The sequence below is a fragment of the Streptomyces sp. NBC_01591 genome (assembly GCF_035918155.1).
GTDB lineage: Bacteria > Actinomycetota > Actinomycetes > Streptomycetales > Streptomycetaceae > Streptomyces.
Genome location: NZ_CP109327.1, coordinates 1952908 through 1976558, shown reverse-complemented (window position 1 = coordinate 1976558; position 23651 = coordinate 1952908). Strand labels below are relative to the sequence as shown.

The window sequence follows — 23651 nt, the reverse complement described above, 5'->3', positions numbered from 1 at the left end:
CGCGGTTAGCATCCGACGATGCAGACACCGGCGGACGAACAGTTCCACGACGCCGCGGGCCGGGCCGGAGCAGCCCTGCCGGGCGGGCTCCCGGACGCGCGGGACTGCACACCGGAGGTCCTGCGGCGGCTGATCCGGCACGAGGATCCCGGGCAGCGTCATCTGGGGCTGGTCCTGCTCACCGAGCGTGTCGCCGAGTGCCGCCCGTCCGACGATGCGGAGTCGGCCGAACTCGCCGGGCTGCTGCCCCGATCGCTGACGGGACTGCCGGAGGCGGATCTCCTTCTGGCCGGGCTGTACGAGGAACTCGGCCACCACCTGAGGGGCCGTTTCCGGCCGGCTTGGCGCACGGCCGGGCCACTGCCGGTGCGGGTACGGATCGCCTGGCTGCGCGCCGATGTGCACCACGACCCCACGGTGCTCCGCGACGAGGCCCCGGATGAACTCCTGTACCAGGCCGTGCGGGAGACGAGTATCACCGCTACGCACCGGCCGGCGCGGCTCGTGGACGAGCTGGCGGGCAGCGGCGACCCGGTGCTCCAGGCCGAGGCGGTACGGCTGGCCCGGCAGGGGCTGCACGCCGGGCTGCTGGCCCCGGCGCTGGTCCGGGAGGGCCTGATCGGCCTGCTGGGAGCCGACAGCGCCCCGGTGGTCGCCGGCGCGCTGGGCGAACTCGCCGAACCGTGGGCGGCGACGGATCCGCTGCCGCCCGGCCTCCTCGCCCCGTTCCTCGCCGCCGGTCCGGTGCGGGAGTCGGCCGGGGCACGGGCGGAGGATGCGGCGCGGGAGCCGGCCGGGGAACCGGTGGAAGGTGCGGTGCGGGAGTGGCCCGCGGTGGCCGACGCCGCCCTCGCGGCCGCCGCGCGCCACGGCCACCGGGAGCTGCTGCGCCAGGTCGTCGACGACCCCGGACTGCCGCCGGGTCCTCGCCGACGTGGGATGGAACTGCTCGGCGACCTGGCGGACCGCGACGACATCGGTGAGCTGACGGCCGTCGCCGCACGCGATCCCCTGCTGTTCGGCGGTCCGGTCGTGACCTGCCTGCGCGGTCTCCACCGGCGCGGGCACTTCCCGGACGATCCGGACGTCCCCGCCGTCATCGGCCTGGCCCTGTCCGACCACTCGATTCCGCCCCGCGACGTGGCGACCATCCTCTTCACCTCCCGGAAGGAGACGCTCCGCGTACTGACGGAGGCGCCGGCCGACGATCCCGGCTGGCCGCGACGGCTCGCCCTGCTGGTCGCCCTGGCCGGGCAGGGGGCCGGCGAGCTCCCGATCGGGGACGCGATCGCACACATGCTTCCCTCCGCCCCCGCACCCGGGCCGTTCCTCGACGCGATCCGCGAACTGCGCCACGAGGACGCCGAAGAGGCCGTGATCGCCCTGCTGCCCTCGGCGCCGGCCGCGGCCCTGGACACGCTGGAGGCGATCGGCGGGGACCGGACGGTACTGGCCCTGCGCGAAGGGCTGGGCCTCACCACGGACGAGACGGCGCCCCATCTGCGCCCCGTACGGAACCGCGCCCTCGAACTGCTGTGGCTGCTGAACCGCGATCCGGCGCTCCGCCACGAGCTCCTCGTACGGCTCGACCCCGTCGACCTGCCGCCGCGCATCGCGGCCGACCTCGGCGGCCCGGACGAGCGGGAACTGGCCCTGTTGCGCTCCCACCTGGACCCGGACGAGCCGGTGGCGGCGCTGTGCCGGCTGGCGGCCCACGGCAACGCCGGCACCTTCCCGGCCATCGCCGACCTGCTGCTGCGCATCGTGGCGGAGCAGGCCGCGTCGGGGGAGCCGGGAGCGGCCACCCGGACCGGGGAACACGGAAAGCCGGCCGGTGAGCCCGTGGTGCCGCAGGAGGTCCTGGACGCGGTGAGCGCCCTGGGCCGCCGGCTCCACGAGCGGGGTGCGATCCGGCCGGTCTGTCTGCTCGGTACCGCGGACGCGCGGGAGGCGGGGCACGCACTCGTCGCGACGATGGCGCTGGACCTGCTGGACCGGCCAGGGGTGTCCGACGGTGAGCAGACGATCCTGCTCGAACTGCTGCTCAGGGCCCCCTGGACGGGCACCCGTGCGCGGGTGCACCGGCTGCTGCGCCACCGCGACCGGCACGTACGCAAGCACGTCATCGCCCTGCTCGCCCGTGACGCCTCGGGGGAGGACGCCAGGGCCCTGTCGGCGACGCTGATCGCGCTGACCACCGCGCAGGACATCCAGACCGTCCGGCAGGCGCTGCTCGCCCTCGGCCACGCCCGCGCCCACTGGGCGAGCGCCGCGATCTCCGCATGCCTCGACCATCCGAACATGAACATCAGGAAGACGGCGGCCGAGGTGCTGGTCCGCGCGGGCACACCGGCGGCGCTACCGAAGCTCCTCTCCCGACTCGGACACGACGGCAACCCCGGTCTGCGCGACAGCCTCGTCGAGGCCCTGTACGCAGTCCTCGGCGACGCCTACGCGGCCACGATCGTCGCCGCCGCCGAGCACAGCCGGGACGACGGCACCCGCGAGCTGCTGCTGGAGGGCCTCCACGGCACCCTCACCGCACGCTCGGCCCTCGCGCTGGACGACCAGGCGTCACCGGTGGCGGTCACGCTGCTCTCGCTGGTGGCGTCCCGCCGGATCGGACTGGCCTCCGGCACCGTGAAGGACCTGGCGGCGGCCATGGCCAGGCACGGGATCACCGCATCGGCCGCCGAGCAGCCGTCATCGGTGGCCGGCGAGACGGACCGCGACATCAGGGCGCTGGTGGCCGGGGGCTGGAACCCGGCGGTCGCGCTGCGCGTCGTCGAACGGGACGAGCCGCTCGGCCCCGACCGGACGGCACAGCTGCGGCCGATGCTGGCCGACTGGCTCCGGCTCGCCGCCTCCCGGCCGGCGCTCCGGGGCGGGGAGCTCCGGAACAAGGCGGTGCCGAACAAGGCGCTCCGCAACAAGGCGCTCCGGATCAAGGTGGTGCGGTTCGCGCTGCGGATCTGCGCCGAGCCCCGGGACGCCGCGGAGCTCACGGTGTTCGCCCGGTCCGCCCCGGTCCTGCTGGACGCGCTCGCCGACGCCCGGGACGGGGACCGGCACGACCTGATCGCCGTACTCGAAGCGGTCGCGCCGATGCTGACGGCCACCGAAAGGCCCGCCGCCGTCGCCGCGGTACGGGCACTGCGCCCCGCACCCGCGACGCCGAGCCGGTCCGTGCTGACGCTGCTGCGCCGCCTCGGTGCGGTGCCGGTCCGCGCCGACCTCGACCGGGCCCTCGCGGGCGCCCGGCTCGGCGCCGACCCCTGGCAGGCCGAGACCGCCGTGCTGCGGGAGGCCTTCGCCGTACCGGAGACGGCCGCCGCCGTGCCCGTGTCGGCCGGGACCCGGGCATGGCGGGCCGCGCTGGACGATGCGGTCCGTACACCGGGCGCATTGGAGGAGTTCCGCCGGCGGAACGACGGCGCGGTCCCCTCGCGGGACCGGCTGACCGCCCTGATCGAGGTCCACCGGGGTGCTGACCCCGGGGTCCGGGCCGTACTGCTCGACTGGATGACGCTGCTCCAGCCCATCGACGCGCCGCCCTGGACCATCGCCGAGACCGCCCACGCGCCGACTCCGTCGTCACCACGACGGGTGCGCGTCGACGACCTCGACCAGCCCCGTTCGGCGGCCCTGCGGGAGCGGCTGCTGGCGATGCTGAGGTCGGCCGCCGCGGACCGCAGGGAGACCGCCGCCCTGGCGCTGGCGCGGTGGCCCGAACCGGAGGCCCGGCTGCCGGTGCTGCGTGCGTACCTCCGTGGCCGGGTCGACCTGCGCGTCGGCGCCGACCTGGCCCGCGCACTGGGCGCTCTCGACGAGACGGAGCTCCGGGACGACGACATCCGGCCCGACAGGGTGGCGCGAGCGGCCGCCCAACTCGACCCGTGGGAACTGGAACGGCTGGTCCCGTTGCTGCTGGAGTGGTGGGAACACGCTCCGCCCGCCGTGGCCCCGGCGGTCGCCGACGCGTTGCGCGCGTACCCCGCCGACGCGCTGGCCGGGGCCCTGGACAACCGCCTCGCCGCCGGGGCCTGGGGCTTCCTGGACCTGCTCGTCGGCCGCCCGCTCCTGCGCACCCCCGCACTGACGCGGACCTGCCGACGCCTGCGTACCGAAGGGCGCGACGAACTCGCGGACCGGCTCCTGCTCGTCGAGGGGCCACTGCGCGGGCCGGACGCCGTGCGGCAGGACGCGGCGGCTCTGGCAGCGCTCCGTGACCGTGGCGCGGCGGTACCCGCCGGAACCGGGCAGCGCCCGACCCGGCGGGAACTGCTGGACCTGGCCGCAACAGGCACACCGGAGCAGATCTGCCGGGCGCTCACCGAACTGGCCGAGACGCACACCGGCCCGGAGCCGGACAAGGACCGGCAACTCCTCGACCTCCTGGGCGAGTTGCTCACGCATCCCCGGTCCAAGGTCCGCCTGCGCGCCCACCGCACCTCACGGGTGATGCTCGGCCGGCCGACCCACCTGCGCCACACCGAGCTCCTGCTGGACGACCCCCGGTCCGACGTGGTGCGCATGGCCATCCGTACGCTCACCCGGGCAGGTTGGGACCCCGCGGTCCCCGCCGTGACGGGACTGCTCGGGCACCCGCATCCCGTCGTGCGCGAGACGGCGGCCGACGGGCTCGTCGAGATGGGCGGGCCGGCGGTCCCCGCCCTCCGCAAGGCCGCCGCCCGCGCCCGGCCCGACCGGCGCACCCTGTACACGGATGTACTGGACCGGATCAGGGCCGGTGGGGAATAGGGCCTGTCCGCAGAGTCCGGCCCTACACGTACCGCTTGATCTCCCGCCGGGCCAACGACCGCTGATGCACCTCGTCCGGGCCGTCCGCCAGCCGCAACGTCCGTGCCGACGCCCACAGTTCGGCCAGCGGGAAGTCCTGGCTCACCCCGCCCGCGCCGTGCAGCTGCACCGCCTGGTCGAGGATGTCGACCACCGCGCGCGGGGTGGCGATCTTGATGGCCTGGATCTCCGTGTGCGCGCCCCGGTTGCCCACCGTGTCCATCAGCCACGCCGTCTTCAGCACCAGCAGTCGCAGCTGCTCCACCGTGACCCGCGCGTCCGCGATCCAGTTCTGCACGACGCCCTGCTGGGCGAGCGGCTTGCCGAAGGCCGTACGGGACACCGCCCGCCTGCACATCAGCTCGATGGCCCGCTCGGCCATGCCGATCAGCCGCATGCAGTGGTGGATCCGGCCCGGTCCCAGCCGCGCCTGGGCGATGGCGAAGCCGCCGCCCTCCTCGCCGATCAGATTCTCGGCCGGCACCCGCACATCGGTGAAGACGACTTCCGCGTGACCGCCGTGGTAGTGGTCCTCGTACCCGTACACCTGCATGGCGCGGCGCACTTCGAGGCCGGGGGTGTCGCGGGGGACCAGGATCATCGACTGCTGGCGGCGGATGTCGGAGCCGTCGGGGCCATCGGCAGTCGCTGTCTTGCCCATCACGATGAAGATCTTGCAGTCCGGGTTCATCGCCCCGGAGATGTACCACTTGCGGCCGTTGATGACGTAGTCACCGCCGTCGCGCACGATCCGGGTCTCGATGTTCGTCGCGTCCGACGAGGCGACCCCGGGCTCCGTCATCGCGAACGCCGAGCGGATCTCACCGGCGAGCAGCGGCTCCAGCCACTGCTTCTTCTGCTCGTCCGTGGCGAACTGGAAGAGCACCTCCATGTTGCCAGTGTCCGGGGCCGCGCAGTTGAGTGCGGTCGGCGCCAACTGCGGGGAACGGCCGGTGATTTCGGCGAGCGGGGCGTACTGGAGGTTGGTCAGCCCGGCCCCGTACTCGGCATCGGGCAGGAAGAGGTTCCACAGGCCCTGCCTGCGCGCCTCGGCCTTCAGGTCCTCGACGATCCGCGGGGTGTCCCACGGGGAGGCCAGCAGCGCGCGCTGCTCGTCCGCGGTCTTCTCGGCCGGGTACACGTGCTCGTCCATGAAGGCGAGCAGCCTGCCGCGCAGCTCTTCGGTGCGGGCGTCGAATGCGAAGTCCATGGGGGTGATCAGCCTTCCTGGAGGGTGGTGAGGCCGTGCTCGATGAAGACGGGGACGAGGTCGCCGATGCGGTCGAAGCCTGCGCCGACGGTCTGGCCCAGCGTGTAGCGGTAGTGGATGCCCTCCAGGATCACGGCGAGCTTGAACCAGGCGAACGCCGTGTACCAGGAGATGGCGGAGGTGTCCCGGCCGGAGCGGGCGGCATAGCGCTCGATCAGTTCGGCGGGGGAGGGGTGGCCCGCCGCGCCGCTGGTGGTGGAGACCGGTGAATCGGCCAGGCCGAGATCGGAGCTGTACATCACCAGCAGGCCGAGGTCGGTCAGCGGGTCGCCGAGCGTCGACATCTCCCAGTCGAGGACGGCCTTGATCCGGTCGTCGGAGCCGATCAGGACGTTGTCCAGCCGGTAGTCGCCGTGCACGACGGTGGGCGCGGGTGAGACGGGCAGCTCCCGCCCGAGCGCGGCGTGCAGTTCGTCGATGCCGGGCAGATCGCGGTTGCGCGACGCGTCCAGCTGCTTGCCCCAGCGGAGCAGCTGCCGGTCGAGGAAGCCCTCGGGGCGCCCGAAGTCGCCGAGCCCGACGGACTGGGGGTCCACGGCGTGCAGTGCGACAAGGGTGTCGACGAGCCCGAGGACCGCCTCCCGGGTGCGCTCGGCGCCCAGCGGGGCGAGCTGTTCGGCGGTGCGGTACGGGGTGCCCTCGACGTACTCCATGACGTAGAACGGCGACCCGATCACCGAGTCGTCCTCGCAGAGCAGCACCGGTTCGGGCACCGGAACGGCCGTCGGGTGCAGGGCGCTGATCACCCGGTGCTCGCGCTTCATGTCGTGCGCGGTGGCCAGCACATGGCCCAGCGGGGGCCTGCGGACGACCCAGCGGCCGGTTCCGTCCGTGACGATGTACGTCAGGTTCGACCGGCCGCCCTCGACGATCCGGGCTTCGAGCGGTCCGCTCACCAGGCCCGGCCGCTTGCGGTCGAGGTGTCCGCGCAGCCGGTCGAGGTCGAGGCCTGGCGGGTGGACTGAGCTCATCGTGTGCACCTCCGGGGGGTGAAAGACGGTCGGAGACCATCATGCCGACCAGTCGGTATGTCGTCCAGTACGCGCCCGGCATCCATTGGGTGGACTCGCGCCCGAATCCTTCGGGTGGGCTCGCGTCCTACTTGGCCCGGAGTCTGGCGTTCAGTCGTATCCCTGAATAGAGTTCACGTATGAATACAGAGCTGCTGATCGACGAAGTCCGGCTGACCCCGATCCTGATAGCCGACCCGCCGCTGCTCAACACCCAGGGCGTACACCAGCCCTACACCCCGCGGCTCATCGTGGAGGTCGTCACACGCGGCGGTGTCACCGGCATCGGCGAGACGTACGGGGACGGCAAGTACCTCGAACTCGCCCGGCCGCTCGCCACCGCGCTCGCCGGACGCCCGGTCAGCGATCTGAACGGCCTGTTCGCTCTCGCCGATGAGGTGTGCGGTGATTCACGCGCCGCCGACGACCGGGTCGAGGCGGGCGGACTGCGCGGCGTCCAGACCGCCGGCAAGCTCCGGCTCTCCGTCGTCTCCGGCTTCGAGGTCGCCTGCCTGGACGCGCTGGGCAAGTCCCTCGGCCTCCCCGTGCACGCCCTGCTCGGCGGGAAGGTCCGCGACAGCGTCGAGTACAGCGCCTATCTCTTCTACCGCTGGGCCGCCCACCCCGAGGGCGGCGAACGGGACGACTGGGGCGCCGCCCTCGACCCGGCCGGCGTCGTCGCCCAGGCCCGGCGCTTCACCCGCGAGCACGGCTTCGCCTCGTTCAAGCTCAAGGGCGGCGTTTTCGAACCCGACCAGGAGATCGCCGCGATCCGCGCCCTGGCCGAGGAGTTCCCCGGGCAGCCGCTGCGCCTGGACCCCAACGGCGCCTGGTCCGTGGAGACCTCGCTGTACGTCGCCGAGCAGCTGAAGGACGTACTCGAATACCTGGAGGACCCGGCGAGCGGCACGGACCTGATGGCCTCGGTCGCCGCCGGCACCGACGTACCGCTGGCCACCAACATGTGCGTGACCACCCTCGCCGAGGTGCCGGAGGCCTTCGCCCGTGGCGCCGTGCAGGTGGTCCTCTCCGACCACCACTACTGGGGCGGGCTGCACCGTACCCGCGAACTGGCCGGGATCTGCCGCACCTTCGGCGTCGGACTCTCCATGCACTCCAACACCCACCTCGGCATCAGCCTCGCCGCGATGACCCATGTCGCGGCCACCGTTCCCAACCTCGACTACGCCTGCGACAGCCACTACCCCTGGCAGACCGAGGACGTCATCACCGCCCGCCATGTCTTCCGGGACGGCCGGCTCACCGTCTCCGACGCACCCGGGCTCGGCGTCGAACTCGACCGCGAGCGCCTGGCCGTACTGCACCGTCGCTGGCTCGACGACGACGGCACGATGCGCGAGCGCGACGACGCGGCCGCGATGCGCAAGGCGGAGCCGGGGTGGGAGACACCGACGATCCCGCGCTGGTGACGGCGCCCGTCGCCCGGGGCGCGACGGCCTGACTTGCGGGGGCCCCGACCCGCACCGATGGTCGGTGCATGAAGGCGATCAGCTACAGCGGATACGGCGGGGCCGAGGTCCTGGAGTACGGGGAGCGGCCCGACCCCAAGGTCGGCCCGGACACCGTCCTGGTGAAGGTGCGGGCCGCGGCCGTCAACCCGGTCGACTGGAAGGCCCGCGAGGGCTACCTCGACGCCGCTCTGGAGGCCGTGTTCCCGGTGATCCCGGGCTGGGACGTGTCCGGCGTCGTCGTGCAGCCCGGCATGGCCGTCGACGAGTTCACGGTCGGCGACGAGGTCATCGGCTATGTGCGGGAGGACTTCCTCTGCCGCGGCACGTTCGCCGAATACGTCGCCGCACCCGTGCGCACCCTCGCCCGCAAGCCGTTGAGCCTGAGCTTCGAGGAGGCGGCCGGCCTGCCGCTGGCCGGTCTCACCGCCTACCAGGTCCTGCACCGCACCCTCAGGATCCGGGAGGGCGAGACGGTCCTCGTCCATGCGGCGGCCGGCGGGGTGGGCTCGTTCGCCGTCCAGCTCGCCCGGCACGCCGGCGCCCGCGTCATCGGTACCGCGAGCGAGCGCAATCACGAGCACGTCCGGCAGCTCGGCGGGGAACCGGTGGCCTACGGGGACGGCCTCGCCGACCGGCTGCGGGCCCTGGCCCCGGACGGCATCGACGCCGCGTTCGACACCGTCGGCGAGGAGGCGCTCCGGGTCTCCGCCGAAGTGCTGAAGCCCGGGGGCCGGCTGGCCTCAATCGCGGACGGCGAGGTCCTCGCGTACGGCGGCCACTACGCCTACGTACGCCCGGACGCCAAGGACCTCACCCATCTGGCCGAACTGGCCGAACAGGGCATCGTCTCGGTCCATGTGGAACGGGTCTTCCCGCTGGAACAGGCGGCGGACGCCTACCGGCTGAACGAGCAGGGGCGCACCCGCGGAAAGATCGTCGTCACCGTCCCCTGGGAGATCCCGGACATCCCGCCGGACGCCTGACAGCCCCTTATCCGGCGCTCAGAACACCATGGCCGCGGCGAACACCGCGAGCGCGATCGTGCACGCCGTCGCCGTCAGCGCGCCGCGTGCCGACAGCGGGCGCGGCCGCGCGGTCCCCACCCCGACCACGCGCAGATGCGCCACCCGCAGGAAACCCAGCCAGGCCAGCGCGCTCAGCGAAACCGCCACGATCGCGACCGGGCCCGCCCCGCCGTGCAGCGCCTGCTTGACCGCCAGCAGCGCCACCACCGTGCACGACAGTGTCGTACGCCGCCAGGCCAGCCGCGTCCGTTCGGGCTGCAGCCCGGGGTCGCGCTCCGCGGTGGTCACCGTCCCTCCCAGCCGAAGAGGACCACCACCACCATCACCACGGCGACCACCGCGACGGCCAGACCGAGCAGCGTCGGGAACCGCGAGACCGGAAGGTCCTCGCCGCGCCGCATCGCCCGCTCGCACCGCACCCAGTGGTTGACCGCCCGCAGCGCGCACAGCACACCGGCCGCCAGCAGCGCGAGCGCCAGACCGGCGCGGACGCCCCACGCCAGCTCCGGCAGGAACTGGTCGACGGCGAACCCGCCGCCGATCAGTGCCAGAGCCGTCCGGATCCAGGCGAGGAAGGTGCGCTCGTTGGCGAGCGAGAACCGGTAGTCGGGGGTGTCGCCCTCTTCGCGGATGCGCTGCGGTGCGAACCAAAGCCGCAGGCTCTGTACGAATTCGTTCACGCGTGAACCTTATCTGCCGCTTTGTGGACGCCCGTCGGCCGGGCTCAGGAGGCCGTCCCGCCCGCCCGGAAGGCACGCAGCCGGTGGTACGCCTCCAGGCCGTCCGGCACCCACTCCCAGTCGTCGATCCGCCGTGCCAGCTCGGCATCGGTGAGGAAGGTGTGCCAGGCGACCTCCTCCACCTGCGGGTTCACCGGCAGCTCGCACCGTACCTGGTAGATGTAGGACCACCAGGAGTGCCCGGCGCTCTCGTAGAGGAACTTGAAGAGCGGTTCCGGCCGGGGGAGCCCGGACACCCCCAGCTCCTCCTCGGCCTCCCGCAGCGCCGCCTTGTCGTACGACTCACCGGCGCCGACCACTCCGCCGACGAACATGTCGTAGTGCGACGGGAAGACCAGCTTGCCCGGAGTCCTGCGGTGGACGAAGAGCCGGCCCTCCGCGTCCCGGACCTCGATGAAGGCACAGCGATGGCGAAGGCCCCGCGCGGTCGCCTCACCGCGCGGGGCCCGCCCCACGACCACGTCGTTCTCGTCGACGATGTCCAGGATCTCGTCAGAAGGAGTCATGTCCCTCATCCAACAGCAGACCTGCCGCGGATGATCACTGGCCCATGACGTACTTGACGGTCGGGCCCGTGGTCCAGCCGCCGTCCACGGCCAGCTCGGCACCAGTGATGTACGAGGCGGCGTCCGAGAGCAGGAAGGTGACCGCCTCCGCGATCTCCAGGGCCTCGCCGACCCGGCCCATCGGGGTGTTCGGGTAGTTGCCCTCGCCCTGCTGGATGCCGACGGACGCGGTCATCGGCGTGTAGACCATGCCGGGGTGCACCGAGTTCACCCGGATCCTCGCCGTGCCCAGCTCCACCGCGCCGACCTTCGTCAGACCGCGCACGCCCCACTTCGAGGCGCCGTAGCTGGAGGTCAGGGCGAGGCCCATCAGGCCGGCGGCCGAGGAGATGTTGACGATCGAACCGCCACCGTTCTCCTTCATCACCGGGATCACCGTCTTCATGCCGATGAAGACGGCCGTCAGGTTGATGTCGATGACCTTGCGGAAGTGCTCGACGCTCTCGCTCTCCAGCGGCTGGCCGGTGGATACGCCGGCGTTGTTGACCAGCCCGTCGATCCGTCCGAACTCGGCGACGGCGAACTCCGCGACGCGCTGCCAGTCCTCCTCGGAGGTCACGTCGTGGTGCATGAAGCGGGCCTTCGCCCCCAGCTCCGCGGCGGTGGCGGCGCCTTCCTCGTCGAGCACATCGGTGATCACCACGTTGGCGCCACCCGCCACCGCGAGACGGGCGGCCTCGGCGCCCAGGCCCCGGGCACCGCCGGTGATGATGACGGTCTTGTCGCTGAGCTTGCTCTTGTCGGTCATGTCGCTTCCTTCATGTGGTGCAGATGGCATGTGGTGCGGATGGCATGTGGTGCGGTGGTACGTGGTGCGGGTGGTCACGCGCTGCCCGGCACGGGGGCGTGCAGGAACGCGGTGGTGGTCCCGACGAGATCGGCGAGGAAGAGCTCGTCGCCGGTCAGTGGTTCGGTGCCGTCGAGACGCTGGCGGGCGCGGTCGGCCAGCGCCGCGCCGATCAGCGTGAGCGCCAGATCCAGGCGCTCCAGGCGCACGGGACCGGGCAGCTCGCCCAGGCAGTCCCCCATGCGGCCGATCAGGTGCCCGTAGGCGGTGCCGTCCAGGACGGGGTGCAGCCGGCCGGTCCGCAGCCCGGTCTCATGAGTGAGCCGGGCCGAGATCCGCAGACAGCGGCGACCGCGGTCGTCGGCGAGCAGGCTCGCCTCGGCCGTCACCAGCGCGGTGAGCAGCTCCCGTACGGAGCAGTCCGCGCCCAGCTCGGCGAGCAGGGGCGCCAGCACCCGTTCGGTACGCGTCTGGCGGCCCGCCATCACCGCGTCCAGCAACCCGGCCCGGGAGCCGAAGTGGTACTGGACCGCGGAAGGGTTGCTCTGCCCGGCCAGCCGGACGATGTCCCGCAGCTGGGCGCCGTCGGGGCCCTGCGCCGCGAAGACCTCCTCGGCCGCGCGGATCAGCTTGTCCCTGGTCTCTTGTCCGGACGTTCGCGCCATGCGGCCATTCTAATGCTGGCCATTATTAAAATCCAGTGCGGACGCCTCCCGTGACGGGCGGGCCCCGCTCAGTTCGGCTGGAGGCTCTTCGCGCGGCGCCCGCCCACCGGCCCCTCCGGCATCGCCGGATGCAGCCCGAGCAGCACGATCCCGACGACGATCGCCGCGAGGCCGACCGCCTGCCAGGCCAGCGCGGCGGTGTCGGTACGCAGCTGGTCACCGAGGAAGCCGACCCCGCAGGCGATCCCGGCCAGCGGCTGGGCGGCGGTGAGCGGGGGCAGCGAGACCCGGAGCGGGCCCGTCTCGAAGGCGCTCTGCACCAGCACCAGCCCCGTCACCCCCAGCGCCACCACCGCATACGGCTGCCACCCCGTCACCAGCGCCGCCCACCCGTCGTCGGACAGCCGCTGGCCGCTGACCCGGGTGAGCGCGTCCTGCAGCCCGTACAGCAGCCCGGCCGCCACCGCGAGCAGCGCGGGGGCGACCCCGGACCCGTAGCGTTTGGCGAAGGCGGTGAGCAGCAGTGCGGTGCCCACGACCACGCCGATCACCAGCCAGTGCCGCAGCGGGCTGGTCACCGCCTCGCCGCCCTGCGGCCGGCCCGCCAGCAGAAAGGCGGTGACCCCGCCGGCCAGCAGCCAGAGACCGGCCCAGCCCTGATGGCCGAGGCGCTGGCCGGTGCGGTGGCGGGACAGGGCCATCGCGAAGAGCAGATTGGTCGCGAGGAGGGGTTCGACGACGGACACCTCACCCTTGCCCAGGGCCAGGGCGCCCAGCACCATGCCGCAGACCATCAGCCCGATCCCGGCCAGCCAGCTCGGCACCCGCATCAGGTCCAGCAGCAGCCGGGGCGAGAGGTAGTCGCTCCTCGGGGCGTGCGAGGCGGCGGCCTGCTGCAGGACGAAGCCGAATCCCAGACAGCAGGCGGCACTCACGGCGAGCACGAGGACCAGCACCGACACGCTTCTACCTCAAGTCAGGCCAGAAGTGGGTGATTTGTATCGACGATAGCGCCTGTGCCCCGGGGGTGCGGCCGGAGCGCCGCCGACCGGGCGGTTGACGCCGCAGCGGCCGGTGCAGAAGATCTGACGCACGAGTAACTTCCGGCGCCGGGGACGGTGCCGGAGCCGCACCGTGGCCGTGACCGGATCGCCCCGACAAGGATGGAACCCATGGCGTACGACGCTGATGTGATCGTTATCGGGGCAGGGCTCGCCGGACTGGTGGCCACCGCCGAACTGGTCGACGCGGGCCGCTCGGTGATCCTGCTCGACCAGGAGCCCGAGCAGTCCATCGGCGGCCAGGCGCACTGGTCCTTCGGCGGTCTCTTCCTCGTCGACTCGCCCGAACAGCGCCGGATGCGGGTCAAGGACAGCCATGAACTGGCCCTCCAGGACTGGCTCGGCACGGCGGGCTTCGACCGCGAGGAGGACCACTGGCCGCGGAAGTGGGCCGAGGCGTACGTCGACTTCGCGGCCGGTGAGAAGCGCTCCTGGCTGCACGCCCAGGGGCTGCGGATCTTCCCCGTCGTCGGCTGGGCCGAGCGCGGCGGCTACGACGCGAACGGCCACGGCAACTCCGTACCCCGCTTCCACATCACCTGGGGCACCGGCCCCGGCGTCGTCGCGCCCTTCGAGCGCCGGGTCCGCGAGGGCGTCGCCAAGGGGCTCGTACGGTTCCGGTTCCGTCACCGGGTCACCGGCCTCGGCCGCACCGCGGGCGCCGTCGACACGGTGACCGGCGAGGTGCTGGAGCCGAGCTCCGCCGCCCGGGGCACCGCGAGCAGCCGGGTGGCGACCGGCACGTTCGAGCTGAGGGCCCAGGCGGTGATCGTCACCTCGGGCGGCATCGGCGGCAACCACGACCTGGTGCGCAAGCAGTGGCCCGCACGGCTGGGCACCCCGCCCGCGAAGATGCTCTCCGGTGTCCCCGCCCATGTCGACGGGCTGATGCTCGGCATCGCCGAGGAGGCGGGCGCCCACCACATCAACCGCGACCGGATGTGGCACTACACCGAGGGCATCGAGAACTGGAACCCGATCTGGGCCAAGCACGGCATCCGGATCCTGCCCGGACCGTCCTCGCTCTGGCTGGACGCCACCGGCAAGCGCCTCCCGGTCCCGCTGTTCCCGGGCTTCGACACCCTCGGCACCCTCGAACACATCATGAGGTCCGGCCACGACCACACCTGGTTCGTCCTCGACCAGAGGATCATCGGCAAGGAGTTCGCGCTCTCCGGCTCCGAGCAGAACCCGGACCTGACCGGAAAGTCGATCCGCGACGTGATCGGCCGGGCCCGTGCCGACGTACCGGCCCCGGTGAAGGCGTTCATGGACAACGGAGCGGACTTCGTCGTCGAGAAGGACCTCGCCGCACTCGTCCGGGGCATGAACGCGCTCACCGAGGAACCGTTGATCGACGAGGCCGAACTGCGCCGCGAGATCACCGCGCGCGACCGCGAGATCGCCAACCCCTTCACCAAGGACCTCCAGATCACCGCGATCCGCGGAGCCCGCGCCTATCTCGGCGACAAACTGATCCGCACGGCCGCGCCGCACCGCATCCTCGACCCCAAGGCCGGCCCGCTGATCGCCGTACGGCTGAACATCCTGACCCGCAAGTCGCTCGGCGGCCTGGAGACGGACCTGTCCTCCCGGGTGCTGACCGAGGACGGCACCCCCCTGGACGGTGTGTACGCGGCGGGCGAGGCAGCCGGCTTCGGCGGCGGCGGGGTGCACGGCTACCGCTCGCTGGAAGGGACCTTCCTCGGCGGCTGCATCTTCTCCGGCCGCGCGGCCGGCCGCGCGGCGGCGCAGGCGGTCGGCTAGGGCGGTCGGCCGGGGCGGCCCCTACGGCACCGGTACCGGCCCGCACCGGCCCGCAGCCCGTTCCGTACGGTCCGGGGTGGCCGGACCCGCCCCCGGCGGACGTGGATAGAGTCGTGGCGTGAAGATCCCGCGTCTCCTCGACGGCCGGCTGAAGCTCCGCCACCTGGTTCTCGTCGACGCGCTCTCCCGGCAGGGAAGCGTCGTCGGCGCCGCCGCGGAGCTGCATGTGACCCAGCCCGCCGCCACCCGCAGTCTGCACGAGCTGGAGGACATCCTCGGCGTCCCGCTCTACGAACGCGGGCCCCGGGGCGTCACCGCCACCGTGTTCGGAGAGGCCTTCACCGAGCACGCCCGGTCCGTGCTCGCCCAGCTCGCGCAGGCGGGCCGCCATGTGGTGGAACTGGCCGACGCCGACCGCGGCACGGTCATCGTCGGCACCCATCTGGCCGGTTCCAATGTGCTCCTGCCGCGGGCCATCGCCGACATCAAGAAGGAGCGCCCCTATCTGACAGTGATCGTCCGGGAGGCGTCGCCGGAGGCTCTGCTCCTGGAGCTGGAGGCCGGCCGCATCGACTTCGTCGTCGGTCGGCTCACGGTCCCCTCCGACGAGCGGACGGTGCGCCGCAAGCTCTACGACGAGTCGGTCGAACTCGTGGTCAGGGCCTCGCACCCGCTTGCCGGGCAGAGCGCGGTGGAGCTTGCGGATCTGCCGGACTATCCCTGGATCCTGCCGGGCGCGGAGACCGCGTTGCGACGGGAGATCGAGGAGTTCTTCGCCCGACACGGCATGCCGCTGCCGATGAACCGGGTCGAGACGACCTCGTTCCTGACCGTGCGCCAGCTTCTGCTGGAGACCGATGTCGTCGCGGCGCTGCCCGGTCTGATCATCCGGGACGACACCCGTATCGTCCGGCTGGCGGTGCCGCTGGACCCGATCGGGCACAGCGTCGGGCTGACCCTGTCGGCCGCCCGGGCGCTGGGCCCGTCCGCGCAGGCGCTGATCCGGAGCCTGGAGGACATCGCCGCCGGCATGGCGTCGCAGGGCGCGGCCGGCGATGACGGTCCGCTGTAGGTCGTGCCGTCGAACCGCCGCCGTCCGAAGGCGACCGTTCGGCGTACGGCGCGTGTGCGACGGACGCCGAACGGCGTACGACAATCTCGACGACGGGTCCAGGGCCTGTCCGACCCTGATCCGTCGGACAGGCCCTAGGGACCGGTGAGTCCCAGGAAACGCTCGGCGTTGCCGTGCGTGATCAGCTCCCGGCTGCGGTCGTCCAGGAAGGAACTCTTGCGGACCACCTCGCCGACCGGCCGTTCCCCCAGCGGGTACGGATAGTCACTGCCCACCATCACCCGGTCCGCACCGACCGTGTCGACCAGCAGCCGCAGGGCACGGTCGTCGAATACCACCGAATCGACGTAGAACCGGCCCAGATAATGCGAGGGAGGGCGCTCGGAGGTGCCGATGACATCGTGCCGGCCGTGCCAGGCGTTCTCCATCCGGCCGAGCCAGAACGCGAACGAGCCGCCGCCGTGCGCGAAACAGATCTTCAGCCGGTCGTCGATCCGGTCGAAGACCCCGCCCAGGATCAGGGCGAGGATCGACAGATGCGTCTCGGCGGGCATGGCCGTGAGCCACTGCGCCATCCACCGGTCCAGCCGCGGCGAACTCGCCATGTCCCAGGGGTGCACGAACACCGGCACATCGAGCGAGGCGCAGTGCTGGAGGAAGGTGACGACCCCTTCGCTGTCCAGGTCGCGATCCCCGACATGATTGCCGATCTCCACGCCCCGGTGCCCGTTGGCGATGCTCCGTTCCAGCTCGCGGCAGGCCGCGTCGGGATCCTGCAACGGCACCTGGCAGAACGGGATCAGCCGGTCCGGTGCCGGAGCGGTGATCTCCAGCGCGAGATCGTTGAAGATCCGCGAGACCTTGGCGGCCTCGGCCCCGCTGCGCCCGTACGTGAAGAACGCCGGTGTGGGGGAGACCACTTGACGGTGCACCCCGTCCGCGTCCATGTCCCGCAGCCGGGTCTCGGCGTCCCAGGCATCGGCCTGGATCCGCCGGAACTCTCTGGAACCCATCATGATCATGGCGTCGGACTCGGACTCGATCCGCAGCCAGGGAGCGTCCGGACCGGCCTCGGCCGTCAGATCCGGCCAGCCGCGCGGAACGTAATGCGTGTGTACGTCGATCGTGCGGTCCACGCTCAGCCCTTCCCGGGATGCAGAGCACCGCACTCGGGGCACGTACGCGCCTTCTCGTCGCCGTAGAACTCGGCGAAGACCGGCGGCAGATCCGCGACGATGTCCCGCACCTGGAGCTCGACCTCATGGATCTTCGTGGCGCACTCGGGGCAGTACCACTGGAACTGCTCCAGGGTGCCCTCCTCCCGGACCCGCTCGATGACCAGCCCGATCGAACCGGCGTCCGGCCGCTGCGGGGAGTGCGGCACATTGCCGGGCAGCAGCCAGACCTCGCCCTGCCGGATGTGTACGGTCCGCGGTCCGTCCTCGGTCATGAGGTTGACGTGCATATCGCCCTTGACCTGGTAGAACCACTCCTCGTACGGGTCGAGGTGGAAATCGGTCCGCTGGTTGGGCCCGCCGACGACCTGGACGATGAAGTCCTGGCCCAGGGACATGGTGCGGTTGTTCACCGGCGGCTTGAGCAGGTGCTCGTGCTCGGTGATCCAGCCCTGGAAATCGATGACCGGGGGAATGGCGGTCATGAGGACACCTCCGTGCTGTGCGCTCTGTGTGACTGGCGGGGCCGCGGCAGATGGGCGACCGCCTGGATCTCGATCAGCAGATGGGGATGCGGCAACTGGTGCACCGCGACGGTCGTCCGGGTCGGTCCCCGCTCGTCGAAGAACTCGCCGTAGACCTCGTTGTATCCGCCGAAGTCGTTCATGGACACCAGATAGGCGGTGATCTGGGCGATGTCGGAGAGCTCCGCGCCCACCTCGGCCAGGATGTCCCGGATGTTCTCGATCACCGCCCGGGTCTGGGCCCGGATGTCCAGCTCCGTGGTGCCGAACTCATCGGCCTCGACACCCACGAACGTGTTGTCCGGCCGGCGCGAACTGGTGCCGGAGACGAACACCAGGTCCCCGACGACCTTCACATGAGGGAACCGCCCACGCGGAGTGGCCTTGCCCTCGATCACCCGTGAACCGCTCATCAGAACCCCTTCACCGTGACGGACCCGATGCCCGCTACATCGCACTCGGTGACCCCCGCCACCAGCGGCACGGCCGCCGTGGCAGCGCCCGCGAGCACCACCTGACCCGCCTTCAGCGAAATGCCGCGGCGGCGGCACATGTCCAGCAGGGCGTGCAGCGCGTGCACCGGGTCGCCGAGAATGGCGGCGGTCGATCCCACCGTCTCCGTCGCCGCGGTACGCAGCCGCACCGCGCGGTTGGCGACGTCCGCCAGGGGCCGCCACGGCCCGATCGCGTAGCCGGCCGCGGAGGTGTTGTCCGCGACGACATCGGTGTACGTGAACCGGAAGTCCCGGTAACGCGAGTCGATGATCTCGATGGCCGGGGCCACGGCGTCCACGCACGACTCGATGTCCGTCGGCGGATCCTCCGGATCCACGTCCCGGCAGAGCCGGAAGGCGACCTCGGGCTCGACCTTCGGGTGGATGAAGCGCGACAGATCGACCTCGTCGCCGTCCGTGATCCGCATGGCGTCCGTGAGCCAGCCCACGATCACGTCGGAGACACCCATCTGAGCCATCTTGGCCTTGCTGGTGAACCCCAGCTTCACCCCCACGACCCGCTCGCCGCGGCCCACCCGCAGCTCCAGCAGCGCCGCCTGCACCGTGTACGCGTCATCGATGTCGAACTCATGGCTGTCGGCGAGGCTCGGGGTGTCCCTGCGGGACGTCTGTGCCGTGTCCAGCCGCTGCGCCAGTACGTCGGTCAGCTCTGCCGAGATCATTTGCCGCTCCCTTCCGTGCCGGCCGCGCGCCCCGCGGCCAGGTCCAGCGCGATGTCCACGATCAGGTCCTCCTGGCCGCCCACCATCTGCCGCCGGCCGACCTCCAGGAGGATCTCCCGGGTGTCGACCCCGTAGCGCCGCCCCGCACGTTCGGCGTGCAGCAGGAAGCTGGAGTAGACACCGGCGTAGCCGAGCGTCAGGGTCTCCCGGTCCACCTGGACCGGCCGGTTGCGCAGCGGGCGGATGATGTCGTCGGCGGCGTCCTGGAGCGCAAACAGATCGCAGCCGTGCTCCCAGCCCAGCAGGTCCGCGACGGCGACGAACGGCTCCGCCGGGCAGTTCCCGGCCCCGGCGCCCTGCCCGGCCAGTGCCACGTCGACGCGGTACGCGCCGTGCTCCACGGCGGTCACGCTGTTGGCGACCGACAGCGAGAGGTTCTCGTGGGCGTGGATGCCGATCTCGGTCGCCTCGTCGAGCACCTCGCGGTACGCGTCGACCCGGGCGGCGACCTCACGCATCGTCAGACGGCCGCCGGAGTCGGTGACATAGACGCAGTGCGCCCCGTACGACTCCATCAGCGCGGCCTGACGAGCCAGGCCCTCGGGGGAGTTGAGATGGCTCATCATCAGGAACCCGGACACATCCATCCCGTTCTCCCGGGCCCAGGAGATGTGCTGCGCGCTGACGTCGGCCTCGGTGCAGTGCGTCGCGACGCGCACGCTGCGCACCCCGAGCGCATGGGCCCGGCGCAGATGGTCGATGGTGCCGATGCCGGGCAGCAACAGGGTGGTCAGCTTCGCGTGTTCGAGGACGTCCGCCGCGGCTTCGATCCACTCTTCGTCGCTGTGCGCGCCGAACCCGTAGTTCGCGCTCGAACCGCCGAGACCGTCGCCGTGCGCGACCTCGATGGCCGCGACCCCGGACCGGTCGAGCGCGGCGACGATCCGGCGCACCTGGTCGACGGTGTACATGTGCCCCATCGCGTGCATGCCGTCGCGCAGGGTCACGTCCTGGACGTACAGCTTCATGAGGTCACCCATCCTCGGAGTGCGGCGATCTTCTCCGCGGTGCGGACCGCGGCGGAGGTCATGATGTCGAGATTGCCCGCGTAGTCGGGCAGGTAGTGGCCGGCGCCGAGCACCTCCAGGAACACCGAGACCCTGACCCCGGTGACCCGTCGGCCCAGGGCCGGGACGACGGTGTCCTCGACCGGGTCGAACTGAACGTCCTGCTTGAGCCGGTAGCCGGGCACGTACTCCCGTACCGACTGCGCCATCTGCTCGACGGAGGCCACGATCCGGTCCCGGTCGGCGTCGGACAGCCCGCCCTCGACGAGGCAGAAGACCGTGTCGCGCATGGCGAGCGGGGGCTCGGCCGGGTTGAGCACGATGATGGCCTTGCCGACCTCGGCGCCGCCGACCAGGCGGATCGCCTCACCGGTGGTCTCGGTGAACTCGTCGATATTGGCCCGCGTTCCGGGACCGGCCGACTTCGAGGCGATGGAGGCGACGATCTCCCCGTACGCGACCGGCGCGATCCGGGAGATCGCGGCGACGACCGGAATGGTTGCCTGACCGCCGCAGGTGACCATGTTGACGTCCCCGGCGGCGAGATGCTCGTCCAGATTGACCGACGGCACCACGAACGGTCCGAGAGCCGCCGGAGTGAGGTCGATCATCAGCTTCCCGTGCTCCGCGGCGATCCGGGCGTTGCGCACGTGGGCCTTGGCCGAGGTGGCGTCGAAGATGACCTTGATGTCGGCGAATCCGGGCAGCTCCACCAACCCGTCGATACCGCGGTGCGTGATGGTCACCTTGAGCCGGGTGGCGCGGGCCAGGCCGTCGGAGTCCGGGTCGATGCCCACCATCGCGCCCATGCGCAGCGTCTTCGAGAGCCGCAGCACCTTGATCATGAGGTCGGTTCCGATATTGCCGGACCCGATGACGGCCACCGGGACGGTGCCGGATGCGGTGGAACTCACTTGGTCTCCTCCTCGATGACTGCCTCGACCTCGCCGAGCCCGTCCAGCGCCAGCCGGTACCGGCCGGGACCATCGATCGGCACCATCGGGCCCAGCGCCCCGGACATGACGACGTCTCCGGCGCGCAACGGCTGGTCCCGGGCGGCCAGTTCGCGTGCCAGCCAGGCCACGGCGACGACCGGTGAGCCGAGGCAGGCGTGTCCCGCGCCGAAGGAGACCGGTTCGCCGTCCCGCTGGAGCACCATGCCGACCCGGGACAGGTCGAGCCCGCTCAGCGGATGCGGAGTGGTGCCGAGCACGAACGCGCCGCTGGAGGCGTTGTCGGCGACCGTGTCGGTGATGGCCAGATCCCAGCCGGTGATCCGGGAATCGACGATCTCGATGGCGGGCAGCACGAACTCGGTGGCCCGCAGCACATCGGCGACGCCGGCCCCGGGCCGGTCGATGTCCCGGCCGAGCACGAAAGCGATCTCGCCCTCCGCACGCGGCTGGAGGAAGCGGTTCAGCGGCAGCGGTTCGGTGTGGGCGTACATCATGTCGTCGAAGAGCACCCCGAAGTCGGGGCGGAACACGCCGAACTGCTGCTGTACGGCGGGCGCGGTGAGGCCGATCTTGGCGCCCACCACCCGGGCTCCGGCGGCGCTCCGGCCGGCCGCGATCCGGCGTTGCACCTCATAGGCGGCGTCGATGTCCTCGCGGCCCAGGAACTCCCGGACGGGAGCGCACGGGGTGCGCGAGTCGGCGGCGGCAGTGAGGCGTGCCGCGGCCGCCTCGATCCGTGCGGGCAGGTCGGGGGTGTCGTGATCGGTCACAGCTGTACGCACACATTCGTCGGCTCGGTGTAGAAGTGCAGGGAGGACTCGCCGCCCTCGCGGCCGATGCCGGAGAGCCCGACACCGCCGAAGGGGGAGCGCAGATCGCGCAGGAACCAGGTGTTGACCCAGGCCATGCCGACGTTCATGGACTGCGCCACCCGGTGGCCGCGGCGCAGGTCGTTGGTCCACACGGAAGCCGCGAGACCGTACTCGGTGTCATTGGCCAGGGCGATGGCCTCCTCCTCGGTGTCGAAGGGGATCAGGGCGGCCACCGGGCCGAAGATCTCCTCGCGCACGGGCCGGTCGGCGTTGGTCAGGCCCGTCCACAGCGTCGGCTCGATCCATGAGCCGCCCGCGAGTCCGGGACCGAGCTGCGGCACGCCGCCGCCGGTGAGCACCTTCGCCCCGGCCTGTTCGGCCAGTTCGAAGTAGCTCAGCACCTTGTTCCGGTGGGTCCGGGAGATCAGCGGTCCGGTGGTGGTCCGCTCGTCCAGTGGGTCGCCCAGCCGCAGGCCCCGGGCCCGCTCGGCGAGCCCCTCGGCGATATCGGCGAAGACCGAGCGCTGTACGTAGACCCGCTCGGTGCACAGACAGACCTGGCCGGTGTTGGTGAAGACCGACTTGCTCAGCCCGGTCAGCGCCTCGTCGATGTCGACATCGTCGAAGACGACGGCGGCGTTCTTGCCGCCGAGTTCGAAGGACACCGGACGGACGCGGGGCGCGACGGTCTTCATGACGTGCGAGCCGGTGGCCGACGAGCCGGTGAAGGTCACCCCGTCGATCCCCGGGTGCGAGGTCACGTACTCACCGGCGGAGTCGCCGCCGAAGCCGTGGACGACGTTGTACACCCCGGCGGGCAGCCCGACCTCGGCGAGTACGCCGGCCAGCAGCGTGGCGGTGGCCGGGGTCTCTTCGCTGGGCTTGACGACCAGGGCGTTGCCGCAGGCCAGGGCAGGGGCGACCTTCCAGGTCAGCAGCAGGAGGGGCAGATTCCACGGGACGACGACCGCGACGACGCCGAGCGGCTTGCGTACCGCGTAGTTGAGCGCCTGCCGGCCGCCCGCGAGGTCGGTGAGGAAGGACTCCTGGCCGGCGGCGGCCACCACGTCGGCGAAGGTGCGGAAGTTCGTCAGCGCGCGTGCGACATCGAGCTCCCGAGCCTGGGTGACCGGCTTGCCGGTGTCGGCGACCTCCGCCGCGACGAACTCCTCGAAGCGCTCCTCGATCCGGTCCGCGGCCCGGCGCAGCAGCGCGGCCCGCTCCCGTACCGGCGTCGTCGCCCACCCGTCGTGCAGGGCGCGCCTGGCCGCGTTCACCGCGCGGTCCACCAGGTCCCTGTCCGCCTCGTGCACCCGGGCGAACACCCGGCCGGTCGCCGGATCGGTCTTGTCGAAGCTGCGGTTCTCGTCGGGCTCCACGAACTGCCCGGCCACGAAGTTGCGGATCCACCGCCCAGTCTCTGCCGTCATGCGTCCCACTGTGATTCGCATAGCCATGCCGGACAAATGCGATTCTTGTGTCAAGCCATACCTGAAATGGCATACCGGGTTGCCTGGGCCGGATGTGTGCGCGGGATCATCGCTGAACGGTCATCCGTATGCTCGCGTGGGTGTTCGGCCATACCCGAACAGGTATGGCAGGTCCCGGATTCGGTATTTGTGTGTCATTTCTCAGACCATCAGGATCCACGGTTAACGACGGGTGAAGCCCGGCCGTCGTAGCGGCTGTCCGGGGCGAACCGCCC

21 protein-coding genes are annotated in these 23651 nt (G+C 71.6%); 5 read left to right on the top strand and 16 right to left on the bottom strand.

What is annotated here, in order from left to right; translation table 11 throughout:
* Positions 1-18: 18 nt before the first annotated feature.
* Complete coding sequence (locus OG978_RS09235) at positions 19-4761, top strand: HEAT repeat domain-containing protein (protein ID WP_326764722.1); 4743 nt, start codon at positions 19-21, stop codon at positions 4759-4761.
* A 22-nt stretch (positions 4762-4783) separates the two neighbouring features.
* Here OG978_RS09235 and OG978_RS09230 read toward each other — a convergent pair whose 3' ends face one another.
* Both OG978_RS09230 and OG978_RS09225 read right to left on the bottom strand, forming a co-directional pair.
* Positions 4784-6010: an acyl-CoA dehydrogenase family protein gene (locus tag OG978_RS09230; RefSeq protein ID WP_326764721.1), complete on the bottom strand. Its 1227-nt coding sequence runs from the start codon at positions 6008-6010 to the stop codon at positions 4784-4786.
* A gap of 8 nt (positions 6011-6018) precedes the next feature.
* Positions 6019-7041 carry a phosphotransferase family protein gene (locus OG978_RS09225; protein WP_326764720.1) on the bottom strand — a complete coding sequence of 341 codons (1023 nt, stop codon included), beginning with the start codon at positions 7039-7041 and terminating at the stop codon, positions 6019-6021.
* Positions 7042-7220: 179 nt separating this feature from the next.
* Between OG978_RS09225 and OG978_RS09220 the strand changes: the two genes are divergently transcribed.
* Together OG978_RS09220 and OG978_RS09215 are read left to right on the top strand one after the other, a co-directional pair.
* A complete protein-coding gene (locus OG978_RS09220; RefSeq protein ID WP_326764719.1) occupies positions 7221-8510 on the top strand; it encodes a glucarate dehydratase family protein in 1290 nt (429 codons plus the stop codon).
* A 68-nt stretch (positions 8511-8578) separates the two neighbouring features.
* Positions 8579-9535 (top strand): NADP-dependent oxidoreductase, encoded by a 957-nt coding sequence (locus OG978_RS09215; RefSeq protein WP_326764718.1) that lies wholly within the window; start codon positions 8579-8581, stop codon positions 9533-9535.
* Positions 9536-9553: 18 nt separating this feature from the next.
* On the opposite strand, the gene OG978_RS09210 is transcribed toward OG978_RS09215, so the two are convergent.
* The 6 genes from OG978_RS09210 to OG978_RS09185 form a co-directional block, all read right to left on the bottom strand.
* Positions 9554-9865, bottom strand: a complete 312-nt coding sequence (locus OG978_RS09210; protein WP_326764717.1) for a DUF202 domain-containing protein — start codon at positions 9863-9865, stop codon at positions 9554-9556.
* Positions 9862-10257: a YidH family protein gene (locus OG978_RS09205; RefSeq protein ID WP_326764716.1), complete on the bottom strand. Its 396-nt coding sequence runs from the start codon at positions 10255-10257 to the stop codon at positions 9862-9864. Before OG978_RS09205 ends, OG978_RS09210 begins: the two co-directional genes overlap by 4 nt.
* 44 nt (positions 10258-10301) lie before the next feature.
* A complete protein-coding gene (locus tag OG978_RS09200) occupies positions 10302-10823 on the bottom strand; it encodes an NUDIX hydrolase (RefSeq protein WP_326764715.1) in 522 nt (173 codons plus the stop codon).
* Positions 10824-10857: 34 nt separating this feature from the next.
* Positions 10858-11631, bottom strand: a complete 774-nt coding sequence (locus OG978_RS09195; RefSeq protein WP_326764714.1) for a glucose 1-dehydrogenase — start codon at positions 11629-11631, stop codon at positions 10858-10860.
* Between the two features lie 74 nt (positions 11632-11705).
* Positions 11706-12335, bottom strand: a complete 630-nt coding sequence (locus OG978_RS09190) for a TetR/AcrR family transcriptional regulator (protein WP_326764713.1) — start codon at positions 12333-12335, stop codon at positions 11706-11708.
* 68 nt (positions 12336-12403) lie between these two features.
* Positions 12404-13297, bottom strand: coding sequence for a DMT family transporter (locus OG978_RS09185; RefSeq protein ID WP_326764712.1), 894 nt, complete (start codon positions 13295-13297; stop codon positions 12404-12406).
* Positions 13298-13507: 210 nt separating this feature from the next.
* Here OG978_RS09185 and OG978_RS09180 point away from each other — a divergent pair, with 210 nt between their 5' ends.
* Together OG978_RS09180 and OG978_RS09175 are read left to right on the top strand one after the other, a co-directional pair.
* Entirely contained in the window at positions 13508-15163 is a 1656-nt protein-coding gene (locus OG978_RS09180; RefSeq protein ID WP_326764711.1) for an FAD-binding dehydrogenase, read from the top strand.
* A 118-nt stretch (positions 15164-15281) separates the two neighbouring features.
* Complete coding sequence (locus OG978_RS09175) at positions 15282-16235, top strand: LysR substrate-binding domain-containing protein (RefSeq protein WP_326764710.1); 954 nt, start codon at positions 15282-15284, stop codon at positions 16233-16235.
* Between the two features lie 134 nt (positions 16236-16369).
* Here the strand turns inward: OG978_RS09175 and OG978_RS09170 are convergent, their stop codons facing one another.
* Genes OG978_RS09170 through OG978_RS09135 form a run of 8 tightly spaced genes read right to left on the bottom strand, consistent with a single transcriptional unit; the run spans position 16370 to position 23376 of the window.
* Positions 16370-17371, bottom strand: coding sequence for an amidohydrolase family protein (locus tag OG978_RS09170; RefSeq protein ID WP_326764709.1), 1002 nt, complete (start codon positions 17369-17371; stop codon positions 16370-16372).
* Positions 17372-17373: 2 nt separating this feature from the next.
* Positions 17374-17895, bottom strand: a complete 522-nt coding sequence (locus OG978_RS09165) for a 3-hydroxyanthranilate 3,4-dioxygenase (RefSeq protein WP_072484323.1) — start codon at positions 17893-17895, stop codon at positions 17374-17376.
* Positions 17892-18347 carry a RidA family protein gene (locus OG978_RS09160; RefSeq protein WP_072484324.1) on the bottom strand — a complete coding sequence of 152 codons (456 nt, stop codon included), beginning with the start codon at positions 18345-18347 and terminating at the stop codon, positions 17892-17894. The genes OG978_RS09165 and OG978_RS09160 overlap by 4 nt, the downstream gene beginning before the upstream one ends.
* Complete coding sequence (locus OG978_RS09155) at positions 18347-19111, bottom strand: 2-keto-4-pentenoate hydratase (RefSeq protein ID WP_326764708.1); 765 nt, start codon at positions 19109-19111, stop codon at positions 18347-18349. The genes OG978_RS09160 and OG978_RS09155 overlap by 1 nt, the downstream gene beginning before the upstream one ends.
* Positions 19108-20139, bottom strand: coding sequence for a 4-hydroxy-2-oxovalerate aldolase (gene dmpG, locus OG978_RS09150; RefSeq protein WP_326764707.1), 1032 nt, complete (start codon positions 20137-20139; stop codon positions 19108-19110). The genes OG978_RS09155 and dmpG overlap by 4 nt, the downstream gene beginning before the upstream one ends.
* Positions 20136-21092: an acetaldehyde dehydrogenase (acetylating) gene (locus OG978_RS09145; protein ID WP_326764706.1), complete on the bottom strand. Its 957-nt coding sequence runs from the start codon at positions 21090-21092 to the stop codon at positions 20136-20138. Before OG978_RS09145 ends, dmpG begins: the two co-directional genes overlap by 4 nt.
* The gene (locus OG978_RS09140) at positions 21089-21904 is read right to left on the bottom strand and encodes a 2-keto-4-pentenoate hydratase (protein WP_326764705.1); all 816 of its coding nucleotides are present in this window, start codon (positions 21902-21904) and stop codon (positions 21089-21091) included. The genes OG978_RS09145 and OG978_RS09140 overlap by 4 nt, the downstream gene beginning before the upstream one ends.
* A complete protein-coding gene (locus tag OG978_RS09135) occupies positions 21901-23376 on the bottom strand; it encodes a 2-hydroxymuconic semialdehyde dehydrogenase (protein WP_326764704.1) in 1476 nt (491 codons plus the stop codon). The genes OG978_RS09140 and OG978_RS09135 overlap by 4 nt, the downstream gene beginning before the upstream one ends.
* Between the last annotated feature and the right edge of the window lie 275 nt (positions 23377-23651).